16 protein-coding genes are annotated in these 21898 nt (G+C 35.3%); 8 read left to right on the top strand and 8 right to left on the bottom strand.

Going from position 1 to position 21898, the window contains the following annotated elements:
• Positions 1-64 precede the first annotated feature (64 nt).
• Positions 65-754: an LOG family protein gene (locus IE051_RS02540; RefSeq protein ID WP_189359182.1), complete on the bottom strand. Its 690-nt coding sequence runs from the start codon at positions 752-754 to the stop codon at positions 65-67.
• A gap of 49 nt (positions 755-803) precedes the next feature.
• Positions 804-3635: an excinuclease ABC subunit UvrA gene (uvrA, locus tag IE051_RS02535; protein ID WP_189359180.1), complete on the bottom strand. Its 2832-nt coding sequence runs from the start codon at positions 3633-3635 to the stop codon at positions 804-806.
• A 124-nt stretch (positions 3636-3759) separates the two neighbouring features.
• Here uvrA and IE051_RS02530 point away from each other — a divergent pair, with 124 nt between their 5' ends.
• From IE051_RS02530 to IE051_RS18700, 3 genes are all read left to right on the top strand, one after another.
• Entirely contained in the window at positions 3760-4284 is a 525-nt protein-coding gene (locus IE051_RS02530; RefSeq protein ID WP_189359178.1) for a DUF8685 domain-containing protein, read from the top strand.
• Positions 4285-5097: 813 nt separating this feature from the next.
• A complete protein-coding gene (locus IE051_RS18705) occupies positions 5098-5226 on the top strand; it encodes a GIY-YIG nuclease family protein (RefSeq protein ID WP_308427686.1) in 129 nt (42 codons plus the stop codon).
• Between the two features lie 15 nt (positions 5227-5241).
• Positions 5242-5397 (top strand): GIY-YIG nuclease family protein, encoded by a 156-nt coding sequence (locus IE051_RS18700; protein ID WP_308427685.1) that lies wholly within the window; start codon positions 5242-5244, stop codon positions 5395-5397.
• Positions 5398-6007: 610 nt separating this feature from the next.
• Here the strand turns inward: IE051_RS18700 and IE051_RS02520 are convergent.
• From IE051_RS02520 to IE051_RS02505, 4 genes are all read right to left on the bottom strand, one after another.
• Positions 6008-7717 carry a T9SS type A sorting domain-containing protein gene (locus IE051_RS02520; RefSeq protein ID WP_189359176.1) on the bottom strand — a complete coding sequence of 570 codons (1710 nt, stop codon included), beginning with the start codon at positions 7715-7717 and terminating at the stop codon, positions 6008-6010.
• 179 nt (positions 7718-7896) lie between these two features.
• Positions 7897-8619 (bottom strand): hypothetical protein, encoded by a 723-nt coding sequence (locus tag IE051_RS02515; protein WP_189359174.1) that lies wholly within the window; start codon positions 8617-8619, stop codon positions 7897-7899.
• Positions 8620-8688: 69 nt separating this feature from the next.
• Positions 8689-10377, bottom strand: a complete 1689-nt coding sequence (ggt, locus tag IE051_RS02510; protein ID WP_189359172.1) for a gamma-glutamyltransferase — start codon at positions 10375-10377, stop codon at positions 8689-8691.
• Positions 10378-10971 (bottom strand): acyl carrier protein phosphodiesterase, encoded by a 594-nt coding sequence (locus IE051_RS02505; RefSeq protein WP_189359170.1) that lies wholly within the window; start codon positions 10969-10971, stop codon positions 10378-10380. It lies immediately after the preceding gene.
• A gap of 78 nt (positions 10972-11049) precedes the next feature.
• Here IE051_RS02505 and glmM point away from each other — a divergent pair, with 78 nt between their 5' ends.
• Together glmM and IE051_RS02495 are read left to right on the top strand one after the other, a co-directional pair.
• Positions 11050-12438, top strand: coding sequence for a phosphoglucosamine mutase (gene glmM / locus IE051_RS02500; RefSeq protein ID WP_189359168.1), 1389 nt, complete (start codon positions 11050-11052; stop codon positions 12436-12438).
• Positions 12439-12651: 213 nt separating this feature from the next.
• Positions 12652-14190, top strand: coding sequence for a sulfatase family protein (locus tag IE051_RS02495; protein ID WP_189359164.1), 1539 nt, complete (start codon positions 12652-12654; stop codon positions 14188-14190).
• A 4-nt stretch (positions 14191-14194) separates the two neighbouring features.
• Here the strand turns inward: IE051_RS02495 and IE051_RS02490 are convergent, their stop codons facing one another.
• The gene (locus tag IE051_RS02490; protein WP_189359163.1) at positions 14195-15070 is read right to left on the bottom strand and encodes a lysophospholipid acyltransferase family protein; all 876 of its coding nucleotides are present in this window, start codon (positions 15068-15070) and stop codon (positions 14195-14197) included.
• A gap of 62 nt (positions 15071-15132) precedes the next feature.
• Between IE051_RS02490 and IE051_RS02485 the strand changes: the two genes are divergently transcribed.
• From IE051_RS02485 to porQ, 3 genes are all read left to right on the top strand, one after another.
• Positions 15133-15783: a rhomboid family intramembrane serine protease gene (locus IE051_RS02485; protein ID WP_189359161.1), complete on the top strand. Its 651-nt coding sequence runs from the start codon at positions 15133-15135 to the stop codon at positions 15781-15783.
• A 178-nt stretch (positions 15784-15961) separates the two neighbouring features.
• Positions 15962-18412, top strand: coding sequence for an endopeptidase La (lon, locus tag IE051_RS02480; RefSeq protein WP_189359159.1), 2451 nt, complete (start codon positions 15962-15964; stop codon positions 18410-18412).
• Positions 18413-18526: 114 nt separating this feature from the next.
• Complete coding sequence (gene porQ / locus IE051_RS02475; RefSeq protein WP_189359157.1) at positions 18527-19546, top strand: type IX secretion system protein PorQ; 1020 nt, start codon at positions 18527-18529, stop codon at positions 19544-19546.
• Positions 19547-19597: 51 nt separating this feature from the next.
• Here porQ and IE051_RS02470 read toward each other — a convergent pair whose 3' ends face one another.
• Positions 19598-21757, bottom strand: coding sequence for a T9SS type A sorting domain-containing protein (locus IE051_RS02470; RefSeq protein ID WP_189359155.1), 2160 nt, complete (start codon positions 21755-21757; stop codon positions 19598-19600).
• Between the last annotated feature and the right edge of the window lie 141 nt (positions 21758-21898).

The raw sequence follows: 21898 nt of genomic DNA, 5'->3' as shown, positions 1-21898 counted from the left end.
AATATAGTTGTTCTAGAGTTTACTTGTTACAACATGGTATATTAATTAAAAACTTCCGGTTTTTCTAAAAATTGGGACTTAGGCCCGATTTCTCGTGGAAGCTTTCAAGGATATCGATAACTTCGTCTTCAGTGTCCACCAAATGGATTAAATCTAAATCTTCGGCACTTATATTTGAAAAAGTATCCAAAAGGGTGTTTTTTATCCAGTCTAGTAATCCTTCCCAAAAATCAGTACCAACTAGAATGATTGGGAATTTACCTATTTTGTGGGTTTGAATAAGTGTTATGGCTTCAAAGAGTTCATCAAGCGTACCAAATCCACCGGGCATAACCACAAACCCTTGCGAGTATTTAACAAACATTACCTTACGAACAAAAAAGTAATCAAAATCAAGACTTTTATCTGAGTCTATATATGGATTATCATGTTGTTCAAAAGGCAGGTCAATATTAAGTCCAACTGAAGTTCCGCCACCTAAATGGGCGCCCTTATTTCCTGCTTCCATAATTCCAGGGCCCCCACCTGTTATGACGCCGTATCCAGCCTCAACAATAGTTCTAGCAACTTTTTCAGTGAGTTTATAATATTTATCATTAGGTTTTGTTCGTGCGGAACCAAAAATAGAAACACAGGGTCCTATTTTACTCATACTCTCAAAACCATTGACAAATTCACCCATTATTTTAAAAATGGCCCAAGAGTCATTTGTTTTTATTTCATTCCAACCTTTATGGCGTGTTTCTTTGTTCATAGTGTTTTATTTTTTATTCTGTTTTGAGGTATTTACTCTAAGTTAAATGCTAACATAGTTCTTTACTTAGAAATTTAGCGGTATAACTTTTTTTGTGACTCACAATGGCTTCAGGGCTCCCCTCAACAACAATTTGACCACCGCCTTTTCCGCCTTCATAGCCTATATCTATAATGTAGTCTACGGTTTTTATAACATCAAGATTATGTTCTATAATAAGAACCGTATTGCCTTTGTCGGCTAATTTGTTTAGTACTAACATCAATACTCTTATGTCCTCAAAATGCAATCCTGTAGTGGGTTCATCTAAAATATAAAAGGTGTTACCGGTATCTCTTTTAGAGAGTTCTGTGGCTAATTTAACACGTTGGGCTTCACCTCCAGAAAGCGTTGTGCTTTGTTGTCCTAAGGTTATATAGCCTAAGCCAACATCTTTTATAGTTTTTAGTTTTCTGTAAATCTTAGGGATGTGTTCAAAGAAGTCAACCGCTTCATTAATGGTCATATTCAATACATCACTAATAGATTTGCCTTTGTATCTTATTTCTAGTGTTTCTCTATTAAATCTTTTGCCTTGACATGTTTCACATTCTACATAAACATCTGGAAGGAAATTCATCTCAATCACCCTTAAACCTCCACCTTTGCAAGTTTCACAGCGTCCACCTTTGACGTTAAAGCTGAATCTACCTGCTTTATAACCGCGTATCATTGCTTCAGGTATTTTTGCAAATAATGCTCTTATTTCGCTAAATGTTCCGGTATATGTCGCCGGGTTGCTTCTTGGGGTTCTCCCAATAGGGGATTGGTTGATATCAATAACTTTATCAATATGTTCAAGGCCCTTAATGCTTTTATAGGGCATTGGTTTTTTTACGCCATTAAAATAGTGCGCATTTAGAATGGGGTAGAGGGTCTCATTAATAAGGGTTGACTTACCGCTACCCGAAACGCCAGTAACTCCAATCATTTTTCCCAAAGGAAGCTTTACAGAAATATTTTTTAAATTATTCCCAGTACACCCTTTAAGTTCTAGAAAATTCCCGTTTCCTTTTCTACGTTTTTTAGGTACTTCAATGGCTTTATTACCATTTAAATAGTCGGCGGTTAAAGTGTCGTGCGTTTTTAATTCATCAGGATTGCCAATACTAATAATTTCACCACCATGTTTTCCTGCTTTAGGCCCAATATCAATCACGTAGTCTGCTCGTTCAATCATATCTTTGTCGTGCTCTACAACGATGACTGAATTACCAATATCGCGCAAGGAAACCAACGAATTAATTAGCTTTTCGTTATCCCGTTGATGTAATCCAATACTAGGTTCATCTAGGATATAAAGCACACCAACCAACTGAGAGCCTATTTGAGTAGCAAGCCTGATACGTTGTGCTTCTCCACCAGATAAAGATTTGGAACTTCTATTTAATGACAGGTAATTCAATCCCACATCTAATAAAAACTGCAACCTAGTTTTTATTTCTTTAACTACTTCTTCAGCAATTTTTAATTGTTTTTCTGAAAGATGATTGCTTAGGTCATTAAACCAATCCGCTAATTCAGCAATATCAGTATTTGCTAATTCGGCAATGTTTTTATTATTTATTTTGAAGTAAAGTGACTCTTTTTTCAGCCTTGAACCGTCACAAACTGGACAAGTTACCTTATCCATAAAATCTTTTGCCCAGCGCTTTAAAGATGCAGATTCTGCAGTGTTGTATTGGTTTTCAATGAAATTAGCAACACCTTCAAAGTCAATTTTATAGTCTCTGGTAACACCTAATGTTTTGCTTTCAACAGAAAATTTGTCATTACCGCCATAAAGTATCATTTGTTTTGCTTCTGAAGGAATGTCTTTATATGGGTCGGTTAATTTAAAATTGAAACGTTGTGCAATTATTTCAAACTGTTTGAAGATCCAACTGTTTTTTTCTTTCCCATGCGGCGCTAGGGCACCTGATTTGATAGATAAACTATCGTCTGGAACTATTTTTTCTTCATTGATTTGATATAAATCACCAATGCCGTTGCAATGATCACAAGCGCCTTTAGGTGAGTTAAATGAAAAATTATTTGGTTCCGGATTGGGATATGAAATTCCAGAGCTGGGACACATTAAACTCCGACTAAAATATCTAGTTTCATTGGTGTCCTGATCAATAACTAGAAGCACATCATCACCATGGTACATGGCAGTGTTAATGGTTTCGCTCAAACGTTTGTCATTATCAACGCTATCATTAATCACTAATCTATCAATTACAATTTGGATATCATGAGTCTTGTACCGGTCTAGTTTCATACCTTTTACAATATCACGTATTTCACCATCGGTTCTCACCTTTACAAAACCTTGCTTGCCAATTTGCTCAAATAATTCACGATAGTGTCCTTTTCTAGAACGCACAACGGGCGCTAATACGTTAATACGTTTACCATGAAAATCTTTATTAATGAGTGCTTTAATTTGTTCATCACTATAGCTAATCATTTTGTCTCCAGTATTGTAACTATAGGCATCACTGGCTCTAGCAAATAGTAAACGCATAAAATCGTAAATCTCTGTAATAGTACCTACCGTTGATCGCGGAGATTTACTGGTTGTTTTTTGCTCAATAGCAATAACCGGAGAAAGACCATCAATTTTATCAACATCCGGACGTTCTAATCCGCCCAAAAACTGCCTAGCATACGCTGAAAAAGTTTCAATATAACGACGCTGCCCTTCAGCATAAATGGTATCAAAAGCCAATGATGATTTTCCACTACCTGACAAACCCGTTATAACAACAAGTTTCTCCCTAGGAATAGACACATCAATATTTTTAAGATTGTGGACTCTTGCTCCTTTAACTTCAATAAAATGGTCGAATTGGCTCATAAATTGGCAAAAGTGCAAAGGTACAATTTTAGATGTTAAATTCTTGTGAAGGTTTATTCCAGTTTTATTATTATTGTAGGTAAGAAATTAAGATTCGTTGTCTTTAAAATAAAAAAAACAGGAAATGAAATTATTAGGAATAGGATCAAGAATAAATCATTCAGAATACGGTAAAGGTGTTGTAACAAACGTAACCTCACAGCATTATTGGGTAACTTTTATTGATAATGGATTGGAAACAATTGATTTAGATAGCGAATTTGAAATTATTGAAGCTGCTGATGGAGACGTGGATGCCATAAGCTTTTCTGAAGTAGAAAACAGCCTAGTTACTATTTTGAAAAAATGGAGCGATGCTAGTGAGATTGTGCCTATTTCAGATAAGTTTAGAGGCGGCACGCTTATTCTTCAACCGGCTGATGAAAATTTAAAACCATATGAACTTCCTATTGATAAGTTTTTTCATAAAATCACCATGGTAAGAGATCGATTGCGGGTTATGGAACAGCGTATTAATTCTAGTGATTTGGATGAACAAGGTAAGGTTGATTTACAGCAATATATAACAAGAATATATGGCAGCCTAACTAGCTTTAATATACTGTTTAAATCAAAGAGTCATAATTTTGTTGGGCAACGTAGTAAGTAAAGTTCCTTTTAATTTGAGGTTCCTTTAATATCTGTTATTTCTAATCCAAAGAAAAAGAGCTTATGGAATGTTGGGGTACTATTAAACAGATGGCTTCACTGCGTTCGCAATGCCGTGTGGTATTGCCATCCATTCTCGTCATTACGAAGGAAGCATGACTGAAGTAATCCCATGATTAGAACTCCAATTAATAAGATTGCTTCATGCCTCGCAATGACGAGTACAAATGAAGTAATGTTTCAAATTGAAACCGTCATTACAAAGGAAGCATGGCTGAAGTAATCTCACGATTTGAACTCCAATTAATAAGATTGCTTCATGCCTCGCAATGACGGAAACGACTAACAGACTGCCACGTCATACTTCCTCGCAGTGACGTAAAAAACAGAAGGCTTCACTTTGTTGTCAATGCCGTGTAGTATTGCCATCCATTCTCGTCATTACGAAAGGGGTAAGACTGAAGTAATCTTTTGACTTGAACTCCAATTAATAAGATTGCTTCGTGCCACGCAATGACGAGTACAATTGAAGTAATGTCTCAAATTGAAACCGTCATTACGAAGGAAGCACAGCTGAAGTAATCTTTTGACTTGAACTCCAATTAACAAGATTGCTTCGTGCCTCGCAATGACGAGTACAAATGAAGTAATGTCTCAAATTGAAACCGTCATTACGAAGGAGGCACGACTGAAGTAATCCCATGATTAGAACTATAATTAAACAGATTGCTTCGTGCCGCGCAATGACGGAAACGACAAACAGACTGCCACGTCATACTTCCTCGCAGTGACGTGTAATTGTTATATTTGAATTATGAAGAAATCCTACGTTTATTTTTTAACTAACAAAAACAAAACGGTAGTTTATATTGGCGTTACAAGTAATTTAGTAAAACGCGTTTATCAGCATAAAACCAAACAATATAAAGGATTTACCAGTTAATACAATTGCGACATATTGGTGTATTATGAAGAGTTTAGCGATATCAATGTAGCAATTTCAAGAGAAAAACAACTTAAAGCCGGAAATAGAAAACGAAAAGATGATTTAATAAATATTATGAATCCAGAATGGAATGATCTGTCTGATGGTTGGCTATTTTATTTTGATTAAACCGTCATTACGAAAGGGGTACGACTGAAGTAATCTCACGATTTGAACTCCAATTAATAAGATTGCTTCGTGCCTCGCAATGACGAGTACAATTGAAGTAATGTCTCAAATTGAAACCGTCATTACGAAGGAAGCACAGCTGAAGTAATCTTTTGACTTGAACTCCAATTAACAAGATTGCTTCGTGCCTCACAATGACGAGTACAAATGAAGTAATCTCTTAAATTGAAACCGTCATTACGAAGGAGGTACGACTGAAGTAATCTCACGATTTAAACTCCAATTAAACAGATTGCTTCGTGCCTCGCAATGACGGAAACGACAAACAGACTGCCACGTCATACTTCCTCGCAGTGACGTTAAAAACAGATGGCTTCACTGTGTTGGCAATGACGTAGTGAGAATTTTACTCTTCGATATTTGTTACTAAAGCATATTCGATGTTTCTATTTTGAGTATCTGTTTTAACATAATGGTTAACTCCAAATAATGTTGTTACTGCTATGTTTTCGTCCCATGTAGAAAATGTTGATGGGTTAGTAGAATCTCTTATTGTATTATTAATGACTACTCCTGCACTAATTAATGGCTCTCCACTAGCATTTGAATACTAATGTTCTCTTTTTTCAGTTGTATTTCCTAAATCGAAAATTGACGTGTTGTATGTAATTTGATTTCCGTTTGGCAGTATTCTGATTATTGGATTTGTGTCTGTTCCTGCAGTAAGATTTGTTATATTTGTTCCAATTTGTCCTGGATATGTGTTTGCATCTTGGTATGGGTTATAGTTGTCTATTATTTCTTGGCTCGGTTCTGCAAAAGGCGTATTATGTATAATGATCGCTCCTGGTAAACCGATTTGTGATGCATAGTTTTCTAATTCAGTTATTACTGTATTTCTATTTGATCCTTCTGGAACATAAATATTCCAATGTCCATTTAGTAATTCCGTATTATACGTGGATTTCATGTATTCTTTTATTTCTTCTGCTGTTGCTTGAGTTCCATTTGAATAATCAAATTTAGGAACAGTTGTTACATTGATGGTATCTTTCATTTCTGAAATTAAATCTACTAAAGGGGTTGTAAAATCTCCATTAGTTTTCGTGTAATGTCCTGATTTAGAAACTTTAAGATAATGAGCTGTTTCTCCTGGTAAGTTATCGAAAGTTACTGCTCCTGTTGCGTCACTTACTTGTGTGTCGACAAGACTATCGTCAGATGATTTGTATACTTGAACTGTTACGCCTGCTTCTTTTTCAAGAGTTTTATAATCGTAAACGTATGTAGTTACATCTTGTTTGTTTGGGATCGTATTTACGTTTATTATATTTGAACCGTTTTTCTCTCCTGCGATATCTTGATTAACATGTTCTATGCTTGTTGTCGGAAGAAATTTCCCTTCGTTGCTTGTCACGGTAACAATATATGTATCTGGATGATTTGGGGAAGTTACAAATACATTTTCAAAAATAGCTTGTGTTCCTGAAACTGTTTGCGTGTATTTTTCACTTGGAGTATTTTGATTCTCCACGGTTATTGTCGTATTTGCAATTGGTCGTCCATATAATATTGGTTCAAAAGCTACATCGCCATTTGCTGGAACAACCGTATACACAATATCTGGGTTGGTTCCTGCAACTACTTCTACATCAAAGGATGTATTGTTAATATCTTCTCCTTCTACGTGGATGGTATAGTTGTTTGCAAGGACTTCTTTTGAGGAAGCTCCTTTTGCTGTACTTGATTTGGATGTGTTGTTTTGAAATGATCTTGGTTGCCATACGCCATTTGATTGACCTTGGAGGGGAACTTTGAATGCGTTGCTTTGATTTCCTGCAGTGATTTGAGCGATATAAATTCCATCTGCAACTTGACTTCCATCAAAAAATAATTGAGTGTATCCGTTTTGGGATCGTGTTGGTTGCATGTTTCCAACTACTCTTCCTTGCATATCAATCATTTGCGCTTTGATATGTCTTGTGTCGTCTAATTTTGCGTAAACGGTGAAATCTTTAGATAAGGGTGATTTGAATAAAGATGCTTCTAATCGATCATCTTCAACACCTAGAGTTGTTACTGGCCATTGAGCATATGATGTTGGAGTTCCTAGAGTTCCATTACGTGTTTCACTAAACGTGTCGCCAATTTTTTCTCCCGTAATTGTATATGCTGATGTTTGGTTATCTGCAGTATTAAGAATGATATTTCCATTGCCGAACTCTTGAGCGGAGGCGGTGCCTACGGTAGCTAGAGTGGTTAGTGCGAGAAGCGTATTTTTGGATGAATTTAATATTTTTTCTAGGATGTTTTTGGTCATTGTAAACTTCTTAAAATAAGAAGGTAGTCGCAATATATTTGAGGTAATATAAAAATACTGAAATTAGATGCAACAATTTCATAATATGAATGGAATTGGATGATATTTAATTTTTTAAAGACAAACGGCATTGTAAATAACAGTAGGAGCTATTAGGGGCTTAGTCGCCTTAAGAAAACTTATTCAGTTCCTTTAATATCCGTTATTTCCAATCCAATGAAAAAGAGCTTATGGAATGTTGGCAGTTGAGCACCGCTATCCGTTGTTGTCCAATTACTCCAAGACGCTTCAATACCATCTATAGGTAGTATAGAAGTCCACATTCTAAAAGCTATTGGTTTATGTTTCTCATCAAGAATCCATAAATAAGAATCACCGGGTGTTGAGCCTCCTGAGGTATAGGTTACTAATAGGGCGTCTTTGTTTCCTGCAATTTTAACTAATTGACGCGTTGTGCCTTGGTCAAAAACTTTGTAAGGTGCCAATAACCAAAATGAATCATTATTATAATAATTTAGTGCTTTTGAAATAAGCTCATCAGCCAGCGCGCTTTCATTTTTAAATCCATGAATATACACTTTACTATTACCAGTATGCGTTAAGTCTAAAATAACCTTGTTGCCTTTCCAAAATACTTTACAAATGTTACGCTCTTTATCAAGTTCATAGTGTCTTCTCTTTTTGAAGGTCCATGATATGTGCTTGGTGTTTTTATAGGCGTCATAATTTAAGGCGTCCAACATTTGAACTGCCAGTGCATCAGCTTCTTTTCCTGAAATGCCTTCTGGCAATTCTTGGTTGTATTTAAAGTAGAGAAAACCAAATAAAAGTAAACTTGGAAGTGTGAAAAAGACAATAACTCCCGCGCATATTTTTAGTATTTTTTTATATTTTTTATTCATTTGCAGGTTTTGGGGTTACAATATAATTAACAAAAAAATAAATTATGTGCTTTTAAAAAAAGATTATAATTAAAACCCTGCTGCGGCATCATCTCCTCGATGATCTGCACCGGCTTCATAAGATTTGTCATTTAAAACGAGTATGCCATCCACTTTTCCTATAACAGGACTGCGCTCTTCATTGGTATTATAACCTAATGATTCTAATTCTCCGATGAGATTGGCATCGAATGCATTTGGTTCCATAAAAATGACATCCGGAAGCCATTGGTGGTGAAAACGCGGCGCATTAACAGCTTCTTGCATAGACATTTTATGTTCATGAACATTCAGTATGGTTTGTAAAACAGAGGTTATAATAGTGGATCCACCAGGGGTGCCTACAGACATATACAAGGCGCCATTTTTTTCTACTATTGTAGGTGTCATTGAACTTAACATACGCTTTTCTGGAGCAATACTATTGGCTTCAGCTCCAATAAGTCCAAACATATTTGGGGTTCCTGGTTTGCTGCTAAAATCATCCATTTCATTATTCAAAAAGAATCCCAATTCAGAGCAGTATAATTTAGAACCAAAAGCCCCGTTTAATGTGGTAGTTGCAGCAATTGCATTTCCATATTGATCAATAATTGAATAATGCGTGGTCTCATCACTTTCCGTGATTTGAATGTCACCATGAGAAACATCAGACGACAATGTGGCTCTTTTAAACGAGAAGTCCTCCATCCTTTGTTTTGCATATTTTGAACTGATTAAATGTTTTTTAGGGATATCTACAAAATCAGGGTCTCCAAGGAAATAACTTCTATCAGCATAAGACCGTCGTTCTGCCTCAGTAATAACCTGAATGGTTTTTACGCTGTTGTGTCCAAATTCATCAATAGGGAAGGGCTCGATCATTTTCATCATTTGAGCCAAACATATGCCTCCACTAGAGGGTGGTGCCATAGAAATAATTTTTAGATCATCGTAATTAAAGGTGATTGGGTCCCGCCATATGGCTTGGTATTTAGCTAAGTCTTCCTCTGTTATAATACCACCATTATCTTGAATAAATTGAGCAAGTATTTTTGCAGTTTCGCCTTTGTAAAACCCGTCTTTTCCATGCTTTGAAATACGCTCTAATGTTTTTGCTAGTGCAGGATATTTTATGGTATCATTAGCTTTCCAAGGTTTGTCAAAAAGAATGGAATCCTTATTAACCTTAAGAAATAAGGGCTGATAATCCTTAATACGTTTTTCTTGCTTTTGAGTGACTATAACACCTTTATAGGCCAATGCAATGACAGGTTTTAAAATGTCCTTAAATGAAAGGGAACCAAATTTTTCATGAACGGCAAAAATTCCAGCTATGGTTCCAGGGACGCCAATGGCAAAAGCGCCAAGCGTACTTTTTTCTGGTATGACTTTGTTGAATTCATCTAAGTACATGTTTTTAGTAGCTGCCAAAGGTGCTTTTTCCCTATAATCAAGGGCGCCAATAGTGCCATTTGCTTTTCTGTAAACCATAAAACCACCACCACCTATATTACCTGCATAAGGATATGCAACAGCTAAAGCAAGTTCTGTAGCAATCATGGCGTCAAAAGCATTTCCACCTTTTTTTAAAATGTCACGCCCTATTTCAGAAGCTTCAATACGTGCAGAAACAACCATTGCATTTTTGGAAATTAAGCCTGTTTTATGGTGGGATTGTTTTTTGCAAGTAGTAAAAATCAGAAAAAACAAACAACAGTAAAAAAGAGTTCTGAGCATTTAAATATTATTTAGTTCATTTAGTTTTTCTTTAGAAGTAGCCATTAATTCTTCAAAGAAAATGGTAAACTCATTTTCGAATTCGGTATAAAATTCTTTAAGTTCTTCTACGGCTTCGTTCATACTTGAACGATTTTTGGTACGTCTATTCATGCCATCTAAAACCTCGCCAATGCCTTCAATAGACGCGTAGCTTAAAAGCCAATTGCCTGCCAACATGTAGGGCATCATATTTTGAATACGTAAAGGTAGGAGGTCGTAATGTTTCTTGAGAGAATTATAAAAGGTATCAGCATAATCTTCAAGAGGTGTGTCTGAGTACTTTTTCCAATTTTTAGCAAGAAAATGGTCATAGAGAATGTCTACAATGATGCCAGAATAGTGCCCGTATTTATTATGAAGTCGCTTGGTGCTTTGTCTTACCGTCTTATGAGAATCTGTAAAGGTGTCAATATGTCTATGGAGTAGAATCCCTTTTTGAATCTCTTGAGGATGTTCCTTGTAACGCTTTCCCTTAATACCATCAGCAATAAAATTTCCAATTGTCACTAATTCATTATCGCCGGAAAGATAAATATGGGCTAAATAGTTCATTTGTGAAATTTACGAAATCCGTTTTAAGAATTCCAACTTTGAAATATTATATTTGCTCGATAAAAAACAAAAAAAGTTATGACACTAATAAAATCTATTTCTGGAATTAGAGGAACTATTGGAGGCCAAGTTGGAGAAAACTTAACACCTATTGATGCCGTAAAGTTTGCGGCTGCCTATGGTGTTTGGTTAAAACAACAGCGTCAAAAAGAAAAGCATAAGGTTGTTGTTGGTAGAGATGCCCGTATTTCAGGAAAAATGATTCAGAACTTAGTTATGAATACGCTTGTTGGCTTAGGTATTGATGTGGTAGATGTTGGATTGTCAACAACACCTACAGTTGAAGTTGCTGTGCCTTTAGAACATGCTGACGGCGGTATTATTTTAACAGCAAGTCATAATCCTAAGCAATGGAACGCTTTAAAACTCTTAAATGAAAAAGGAGAGTTTATAGACGCTGTTGAAGGTGGAAAAATATTGGATATTGCTGAAAGTGATGCAATGCATTTTGCTGATGTTGATAGTTTAGGACGTATTACTAAGAACAAAGCGTATATTGATTTACATATTATAGAAGTGCTTGATTTAGATTTAGTAAATGTAAAGGCTATAGAAGAGGAGCGTTTTAAGGTTGTTGTAGATGGTGTAAACTCAACAGGTGGTATTGCTATTCCTTTATTGCTTGAGCGTCTGGGTGTGGAAGTTATAAAATTGTATTGTGAACCAAACGGTCATTTTCCGCATAATCCAGAGCCGTTAAAAGAGCATCTAACTGATTTGTCAGATGCGGTTAAAAAACATAATGCAGATTTTGGTATTGTAGTAGATCCAGATGTTGACCGTCTGGCTTTTATGGATGAAAATGGTGACATGTTTGGTGAAGAATATACTTTAGTAGCTTGTGCTGATTATGTGTTGAGCAGAACACCCGGTAATACAGTGAGTAACATGAGTTCAACAAGAGCATTACGTGATGTGACAGAAAAACACGGCGGCATGTATGAGGCCAGCGCAGTTGGTGAGGTTAATGTTGTTAACTTAATGAAGAAAAACAATGTTGTTATTGGCGGTGAAGGTAACGGTGGTATTATCTATCCAGATTCACACTACGGGAGAGATGCCTTGGTTGGAGTCGCTTTATTCTTAAGTTTGTTGGCCGATAAGAAAATGAGTGTTAGTGCACTTAGGAAAACATACCCAAGTTATTTTATGGGTAAAAAGAAAATTGAATTAACTCCAGGATTGGATGTTGATGGGATTCTGAAATCTATTGAGGAGCGTTACAAAAACGAACAGCTAACTACTATTGATGGAGTAAAGATTGATTTTTCGGAAAGCTGGGTACATCTGCGTAAGAGTAATACTGAACCTATTATTCGAATTTATACCGAAGCCAAATCTCAAGAAGAGGCTGATACCTTAGGTGATAAATTTATTGCTGAAATAGGTGCTATTGCCAATGGGTAACTTATAGCTAGAATATATTTGATTAAGAAAAGGCGCAATGTAATTGCGCCTTTTTTTTTATAAGTTCTAATACGATTTTTTTGGATGCTCTCAAATTAATAGTGCAACTTAATATCAAATGGAAGTAACATATGGTCATTTCTCGTAGTTGTTAACATTTTTTATTTTCAAAATTATTATGTTTAACTAAACGAAACTATAATTCATTTGATAATGAGATTTTTAATCCGTCTATTAACCCCAATACTTTTTATTGCGCTTTCTTGCCAATCTCAAAAAGAGGTGAAAAAAGAAAAACCTGGAGTTACAGATAAAAGACCTAATATAGTTTTCATAATAGCTGATGATGTTAGTTGGAATGATATTGGTGCATACGGTCACCCAAACATAAAAACACCAAATTTAAATCTACTGGCAAGGGAGGGAATGCTTTTTACAGAAGCTTATTTAACCACAAGTTCATGCAGTCCTAGTAGAACGAGCATTATATCGGGATTATACCCACATAATACAGATGCAGAACAATTATCTTGGCCATTACCCGAAAATAAGAGAACGTTTGTTCAGCAGTTGAAAGACGCGGGTTATTGGACTGGTTTAGCTGGGAAGTATCATATGGGAGATGCGGTTAGAGATGATTTTGATGCTCTTTTAGAAATGCAGTGGTTAGATGCGCCTATTGGTTTAGACAGAAGATTAAAAGGTGATGGAAGTGGTTGTGATGAGTGGATTAGTCTTTTAAAGGGGAGGCCTAAGGATAAGCCATTTTTTGCGTGGTTAGCCTCATTTGATGCACATCGGCCTTTTTATGATGATAACAGTTGTCCTAAAGTTCATAGCTTAAGTGATGTAACTTTACCGCCTTATGTTCCAGCTACGAAATTAGTAAAAAAAGATTATAGTCTGTATTATGATGAAATTTCAAGAATGGATGATTACATTGGTAAGGTTGTGAACGAATTAGAGGCTCAAGGTGTAAGCGATAATACCCTGATTCTATTTGTTGCAGATAATGGCAGGGCATTTCCACGAGATAAAACAACACTTTATGATGGTGGGATAAAAACACCATGGATTGTTAAATGGCCAGCAAGAATTAAAGCTGGTTCTGTGAACAATAATTTGATTAGTTCTATAGATATAGCTCCAACTTTTATGAAAGTGGCCGGCATCGAGCCACTTAATGAATTTGAAGGTTTTGATTTTTCCGAAATGTTAACTAATTCGTCAAAAGAAATTAGAGATCAAATCTATGCTGAAGATCATTTTCATGATTATGAAGATTACACAAGAGCAGTCAGAACCAAAACCTTTAAATATGTGAGGAATTTTTACGCAGATTTGCCAGACACGCCTTCTGCAGATGTGAATAGAGGTCGAAGTTGGCAAAGTATGTTGGAAGAATATAAAAAAGGTACGCTCACCGAAGCTCAATTAAAATGCTTCAAAAAGCCTAGAGATATTGAAGAACTTTTTGATATTAAAACAGACCCTTTTGAACTTAATAATTTGGCCTCAAACCCTAATAATGTGTTGGATTTAAAGGAAATGAGAAGTCGTTTAAAAACTACAAGAACGGCAACAAAGGATTTTTTACCAAAAGAAAGAACACCGGATGATTTTTCAAGAGAGACGGGTTTGCCAACAAAATATAGGATTCGCCCTAGGCCGTCAAAAGCCATGTATCTTAAGGCTCAAGATGAGGGTGTTATTTTATTCAATCCTGATTTTGTAGAAACATCAGTTAAATAATTTGCTAATCAAATTTTGCATGCTTCCAGCGTTTATGGGTCCATAAGTAAAACTCAGGTGCCTCGCGAATTTGTTCCTCAACCCGCTGTAGTGACAGGTCAGTAATATCAAAATCTTTATATTCTTTTGGGTTTCTAATTATATCGGTAAACGTCGCCTCGTAATAGCCACGTTTCACTTTTTTAACCTTTAAAAATAGGGTGACCATATCTAATCTTTTGGCAAGGATTTCTGCGCCCACATGAACAGGAACTTTTACTCCCATAAATTTTTGCCAGTGCATGGCTTTGTCTAATTTAGGAGACTGATCAAAAACAAAACCGTTAAAAGTTAATTCTTTATTGCGTTTTGCTTTTATTAAGGTAGGTACGGTCTCTTTAGTGGTAATTAAATAACTATTATACCTAGCACGAATTCGTTTAACGAGCCGGTCAAAATATTTATTGCTCAACTTTTTGTAAACGGCATAGCCTAAGTAGTTTACATGTTTTTGAAGGATAAATATCCACTCCCAGCTGCCGTAATGGCCCATCATTAAGACAATACTTCTGTTCTCTTTTTCAAGTTGATGAATTTCGTCTACATTGGGAAAGGTGTAACGCTTCATAATTTCTTTTTCAGAAACCGTAATTGATTTTATGGATTCTACAAGCATATCACAAAAATGATGGTAGAATTTTTTTCTAATAGATGCAATTTCTTGTTCCGTTTTCTCCGGAAAAGCCAGCTTCATATTGTTTGTTACAACCTTTTTTCTGTATCCAAAAATATTATAGATTAAGAAAAAAGTAAAGTCAGATATTATGTATAAAATTCTAAAAGGTAAAATAGAAATAAACCATAAAAATGGATAAAGAATAATATAAGCTAGTAATTGCATTATTTAATTTTAGATTTGTACCTGCAAATATATATTAAATTCAACTAAACGATATTTCCTTTATGGGCAATTTAGATATCATTACCGGCATACTAATAGCAGCAAATGTTCTTATATCTTATAAGGGCTTTGGTGATTTTAACTTTTTTAATAAGTATAAATTTCATGTCGGATCGATTAAAGGCGGAGAACAAATTAGATTATTTAGTTCTGGATTTTTACACGCAGATACGCAGCATTTGCTATTTAATATGCTAACACTTTATTTTTTCGCAGATGTTGTTATAACCTTATTAAGTCCTATACAATTTCTCTTTGTGTATATTGGAAGTCTGTTAGTGGGTAGTTTATTGTCGCTCTATTTTCATAAAAATGAATACAGCTATAGTGCCGTAGGAGCAAGTGGTGCTGTAAGCGGGGTTATTTATTCAGCGATATTATTACAGCCAGGAATGAATTTATATTTGTTCTTTATACCTATTCCAATACCAGCATATTTGTTTGGTATAGGTTATTTATTATATTCTATCTACGGCATGAAAAATAGAATTGGAAATATAGGACATGATGCACATTTTGGAGGGGCTATAGGCGGATACCTTATTACATTATTCCTATCGCCATGGTTATTTCAAACCAATTTACTTATGATTGGCCTTTTAGCATTGCCCATTATTTTATTATTTGTGCTCAAGCGAATGGGGAAAATCTAGGGGACATCTTGATTTGTTAGTAATAATTGATAATTGGCATAGCTATTGAACTTATGTAATTGCTATAGGTCTGTTTTACGCTATTAAGCATATGATATATAGTGTTTTATTTATTATTTATTAAAGTTTTAAAAAATGATCAGGCTCGTTTTAATGACAGTTTGACCTAAATATATTTATGAAGAAATCAAAATTTACTACCCTTGACAGTTTGTCATTACAGGAGTTTGATGAAAACGCAGAGTTAATTCCTTTGATGACTCCAGAAGATGAAGAAGCGATTAATAATGAGGAGTTACCGGAGACACTGCCAATTTTATCTTTAAGAAATACTGTGCTATTTCCAGGTGTTGTTATTCCTATAACTGCAGGCAGAGATGCTTCAATTAAATTAATTAATGATGCCAATAAAGGCGGAAAAGTTGTTGGTGTTGTAGCTCAGAAAGACGAATCTGTGGAGAAACCTACAGCTAAGGATATTCATGAAACAGGTACCGTTGCAAGAATATTGCGTGTTTTAAAAATGCCTGATGGTAATGTGACAGTTATTATTCAAGGTAAGAAGCGTTTTAAAGTTGCGGAGGTGTTAACTGAAACACCTTATATGAATGCAACAATACGAGATATCCCTGAAGCTAAACCCGCAGTCAAAAGCAAGGAATTCAGAGCTATCATAGATTCTATAAAAGATTTGGCTTTAGAAATTATTAAGGAAAGCCCAAATATTCCTAGTGAGGCGTCTTTTGCTATAAAGAATATTGAGAGTAATTCATTTCTTGTGAATTTCGTGTCCTCTAATATGAATCTTTCTGTTACTGAAAAACAGGAGCTTTTAGAAATTAATGATTTGCAAACAAGGGCGCTTGCTACTTTGAAATACATGAATGTTGAATTTCAAAAATTAGAACTTAAGAATGATATTCAGTCTAAGGTTCAAATGGATATGAGTCAGCAACAGCGTGAGTATTTCTTGCATCAACAAATGAAAACGATTCAAGAGGAACTGGGCGGAGTTAGTCATGATGAGGAAATAGACGAAATGAAAGCTAAGGCTAAGGAAAAACTTTGGGATGAAAAAGTAGCCAAACATTTTGATAAAGAGATTGCTAAAATGCAACGAATGAATCCTCAGGTAGCTGAGTATTCTATTCAAAGAAACTATCTTGAATTGTTTCTGGAGTTACCATGGAATGAATTTAGTAAAGATAAGTTTGATCTTAAACGTGCAATGAAAATCCTTGATAGAGATCATTTTGGTCTTGAGGATGTGAAACGAAGAATTATTGAGTATTTGGCAGTGCTCAAGCTTCGTAATGATATGAAGTCACCAATTTTATGTTTATATGGACCTCCGGGTGTTGGAAAAACCTCATTAGGCAAATCCATTGCTGAAGCTTTAGGAAGGGAATATGTTCGTATTTCATTAGGTGGCTTACGAGATGAAGCAGAAATAAGAGGTCACAGAAAAACCTATATTGGCGCTATGCCCGGTCGTATTATTCAAAGTTTGAAAAAGGCTGGTACTTCAAATCCTGTTTTTGTTTTAGATGAAATTGATAAATTATCGAATTCACATCAAGGTGATCCGTCATCTGCTATGTTAGAGGTTTTAGATCCTGAGCAAAATAGCGAATTCTATGATAACTTCTTAGAGATGGGGTATGACTTGTCTAAAGTGATGTTTATAGCTACATCTAATAGTCTGTCTACCATACAGCCTGCGTTGCGCGATAGAATGGAAATAATTAATGTAACCGGTTATACCATTGAAGAGAAGGTTGAGATCGCCAAGCGTCATTTGTTGCCAAAGCAACTTAAAGAGCATGGTTTGACCGTGAATGATTTGAAAGTAGGGAAGCCACAGTTGGAAAAAATTGTAGAAGGATATACGCGTGAATCTGGAGTACGTGGTTTAGAGAAACAAGTCGCTAAAATGGTTCGTTATGCAGCTAAGAATATTGCCATGGAAGAGGCTTATAATGTGAAAGTTGATAATGATGATATTATTGAAGTTTTAGGAGGACCAAAATTGGAACGCGATAAATATGAAAATAATAATGTCGCTGGTGTTGTAACTGGTTTAGCGTGGACCCGTGTTGGTGGTGATATTTTGTTTATTGAATCTATATTATCTAAAGGTAAAGGTGCATTGACTATTACCGGTAACTTAGGAAAGGTAATGAAGGAGTCTGCCACAATTGCTATGGAGTATATTAAATCTAACGCCGAAATACTAGGTATTGATAGCGCAGTTTTTGACAAGTATAATGTGCATATTCATGTTCCGGAAGGAGCAACACCAAAAGATGGGCCTAGTGCGGGAGTCACGATGTTGACCTCTTTGGTCTCTTTATTTACTCAGAAAAAGGTTAAGAAAAGCTTAGCAATGACAGGTGAAATTACGCTTCGTGGAAAAGTATTGCCGGTTGGAGGTATAAAAGAGAAGATTTTGGCTGCTAAGCGGGCTAGAATAAAAGAGATTTTATTGTGTGAAGATAACCGTCGGGATATTGAAGAAATAAAGCCAGAATATTTAAAAGGCTTAACATTTCATTACGTAACTGATATGATTGATGTTGTGAAAATAGCAATTACAAATCAAAAAGTTAAAAACGCAAAGAATATATAGTTTTTTTAAAAATTGATAAAAAGCCTCGTTATTTATACGAGGTTTTTTTATGATTTAAAATAAATAACACATGCTATCGTTTTAAGATAGATTTATTTACTTTGCGGTGTAAATATGCTAAGAAAAATTGTCCCACTTTATTGTTTGTTTATAAGTGCTTTTGCAGCAGCTCAAGTTGGGGGTGAGACTACCTATCAATTTCTTAATCTCATTTCTTCACCGCGTCAGGCCGCTTTAGGAGGAAAGGTTTTTACTAATGTAGATTATGACGTTACTCAGGCCATATTTAATCCGGCAACTATAAATGTTGAAATGGATAATCAATTAGCTGTTAATTATACAAGTTATTTAGGAGGAATAAGTTACGGGACAGCAGCTTATGCTTATACACTGGATAGGCGCACGCAAACATTTCATGCCGGGGTTAGTTATATTAATTATGGTTCTTTTAATGGTTATGATGAGGACGGTAATTCTACCGGAACCTTTACAGGTAATGAAGTTGCGTTATCATTTGGTTATGCATTACAAGTGGGGTACTCTGATTTTTATTTTGGTACCAATTTAAAACTAATTTCATCTAAATTAGAACAGTATAGCTCTATTGGAGTTGCTTTAGATCTAGGTCTAATATATTTAGACAAGGATATTGGTTTTAATGCTGCTTTGGTGGTAAGAAATGTAGGTACACAGATAACAACTTATGCCGATTTGAATGAACGGCTACCTTTTGAAATAGCTTTTGGGATGTCTCAAAAACTAGAGAATGTACCGATAAGATGGCATGTCACCTTAGAAAATTTACAGGAATGGCCCATAGCTGTTCCAAACCCTGCGCGTACCACAAGTGATTTATCAGGCAATCAGTCTTCTGAAAAAATAGGTTTCTTGGGGCAGGTTATCCGACATACTATTGTAGGCGCTGAAATTTTTCCGGAAGGCGGATTTAATATACGTTTAGGATATAACTTCAGAAGAGGTGAAGATTTACGTATTGTTGATCAAAGAAATTTTTCAGGGCTGTCAGCGGGAATATCTGTTAAGATGAACAAAATGCGTTTTAGCTATACGCATGCCAAATATACCAGTGCAGGAAATTCAAATTTCTTTGGATTACAAATTGATTTACAATAATAAAAGGTGCGCCAATATTGACGCACCTGTATTCTTTAGCCAATTAAAGTGCTATTTTTTTATAAATTTAGAGGTGAACACTTCTCCATTAGAAAAGGTCATTTTTGCTATATATGGCCCCGAAGCCAAATCATGTAATTGCAATTTGATATGGGATGAATTTTCATCTAAACTTACTGTTGTAACCGGACGGCCGAGAAATGAATAGACAGTTATAAAGGTGTCTTTTTTGTCTAAATTAAAAGGTATTACAATATTTAAAATATCATTTGTAGGATTAGGGTACAATTTAATTTTAGATAACTCCGCTTCATTAATACTTAAAGCTTCTCCAGTATCTTCAATAGCATTGATTCCAGCAGTCCAAGAGGTGCCCCCTAATTCATAAGCTCCAATATCAGGAGCACTTCCTTTATAAGGTTTAGGAAATCCAGAAATTATTTGAGCTTGATCAACAACAGCACTACCAGGTTTTGGCATAAAGTTATTGTTTTCTGGGTCTTCAAAAGGTGATGTAGCGGTAATTAAATTATCTTGAATATCAAATTCATGAGGGCCATTTCCAGTAAACCAATCACCCGTATTGGAAAAACTATTATAAATTTTATTATTTTCTTGAGGGTAACCGTTTACCCAAGAATCCATAGCGCGTTCTGCATTCCAAAAAGTATTATGAAAAAAATCAAGGTTTGTATTGTTCCAGTTTACTTGGTATCCACTCCAAGATACGTTCCATACCACATTATGATGAACGGTATACCCTTTACTATTATTATCTAGATAGATCCCTGCTGCTTTTCCGGGATCATTTGGATTATGGGAATAGGAAGGAGCACTTGCATCATGAAACCAGTTATGGTGAATGTTATTGTTTTTCAAGTTGGCATTACCCACAGTATAGAAAACTCCCGAATCGCTGTTAATTTGTTGTGATCCTGATACGTCGTTGTAGGCAATTTCGCAATCGCTACCAGCTACATACATACCATCTCTTCCTGCATTGATAATGGTGTTTTTTAATATTTTAACATTATTACCACTGCTTCTTAGGGGGGATGCATGTATACCTATGTAGTCTATATTACTAATAAGATTCCCTTCTATGGTACAATTTGCTGCTGCCCATCCTGCAATTATGACCCCACTAACTGAACTATGATTTATAGTGCAGTCCTTTATAAGAGTGTTATCTCCTAAAACCTCTATGGCGGCTTCTCCAACTTGAGCAGAAGTATTTGTTAAGCTGTCATGACCTTCACTACCATGAGTAATTTTACAATTTATTATTTGGTTATTATCGGCGTTATTGTGAATTTTTATACTCCCTCCAAAGAAATTAATACCTTCTAGTTTTATATAATCGCCTCTTAATTGAGCAGCAAATTTACTGGCAGCATATTCTACAGTACCATCCGCTGGTATCTTACCATTAGCTGTTTGAAAATAAAGCATGTTAGAAGTACTGTCATAATACCATTCTCTAGCGTAGTCTAAAGCCTCTAGTTTATTAAATAAATAGAGTTGACCTCTATTGTTTCCAGGGTTGTTTCTCCAAACAGTTGGGTTGTGAGGGGTAAATGGCCATTTGTTGATATTAACAGCGGTAAAATTAACTCTATTTGTGGAATTAGAAGTAATAGTTCTTGTCCAGCTAGTACCAGAATGAGCCCCTAAATAATACACTAAACCTCCTGTCCAATCTATATCGGGAATGTTGCTAACAAGAAAATGAGAGCCATCACCGCCATTAACTGGTGTACAATCTACCGTCCAACGATTATTGTCTGTATTGTTTGGCCATCTTGCTATGTCCATGTATTCATTGTTATGGTAAACAGATCTAAATCGACTTTCAATTGTCATATTTACAGCTGCTTTAAAAATATTACCACTATGAGGTTGCCAACCATTAAGGACACGAGTGGCTTTAATATTAACTCTTTCTCCTTGTGCAGCTTTAAATGTTAAATAATTATCTGAGGTTCCATTTTTGTTAATAGATAATTCTTCTTCATATGTCCCCCCTTTTATAATACAAACATCACCGGCATTCATAACAGAAATAGCCTTGCTAAATGTTTTATATGGGTTGTTTAATGATCCATCGTTAGTGTCATCACCATTTGTTGCAACATAAATGTTTTGAGCATTAAGGAAGCTGCTAAAGATTAAAATAAAAGAGAATAAATACAGTTGTTCTAATTTGTACATAATTATTGTTTTCAACAAAAAAAAAGTTATTTCAAAGTAATCCGTATGACACATATGTTTTTTTTTATTACATATGTCTGAAACTAAAACATTAACTAAATCATAATTTTATTTTCTGCATTTAGTTACTCCTTTTTACCA

This window comes from Algibacter mikhailovii, assembly GCF_014651495.1.
Classification (GTDB): domain Bacteria; phylum Bacteroidota; class Bacteroidia; order Flavobacteriales; family Flavobacteriaceae; genus Algibacter_E; species Algibacter_E mikhailovii.
The sequence above is the reverse complement of the archived record's forward strand: the minus strand, read 5'-3'. Positions and strand labels throughout refer to the sequence as shown.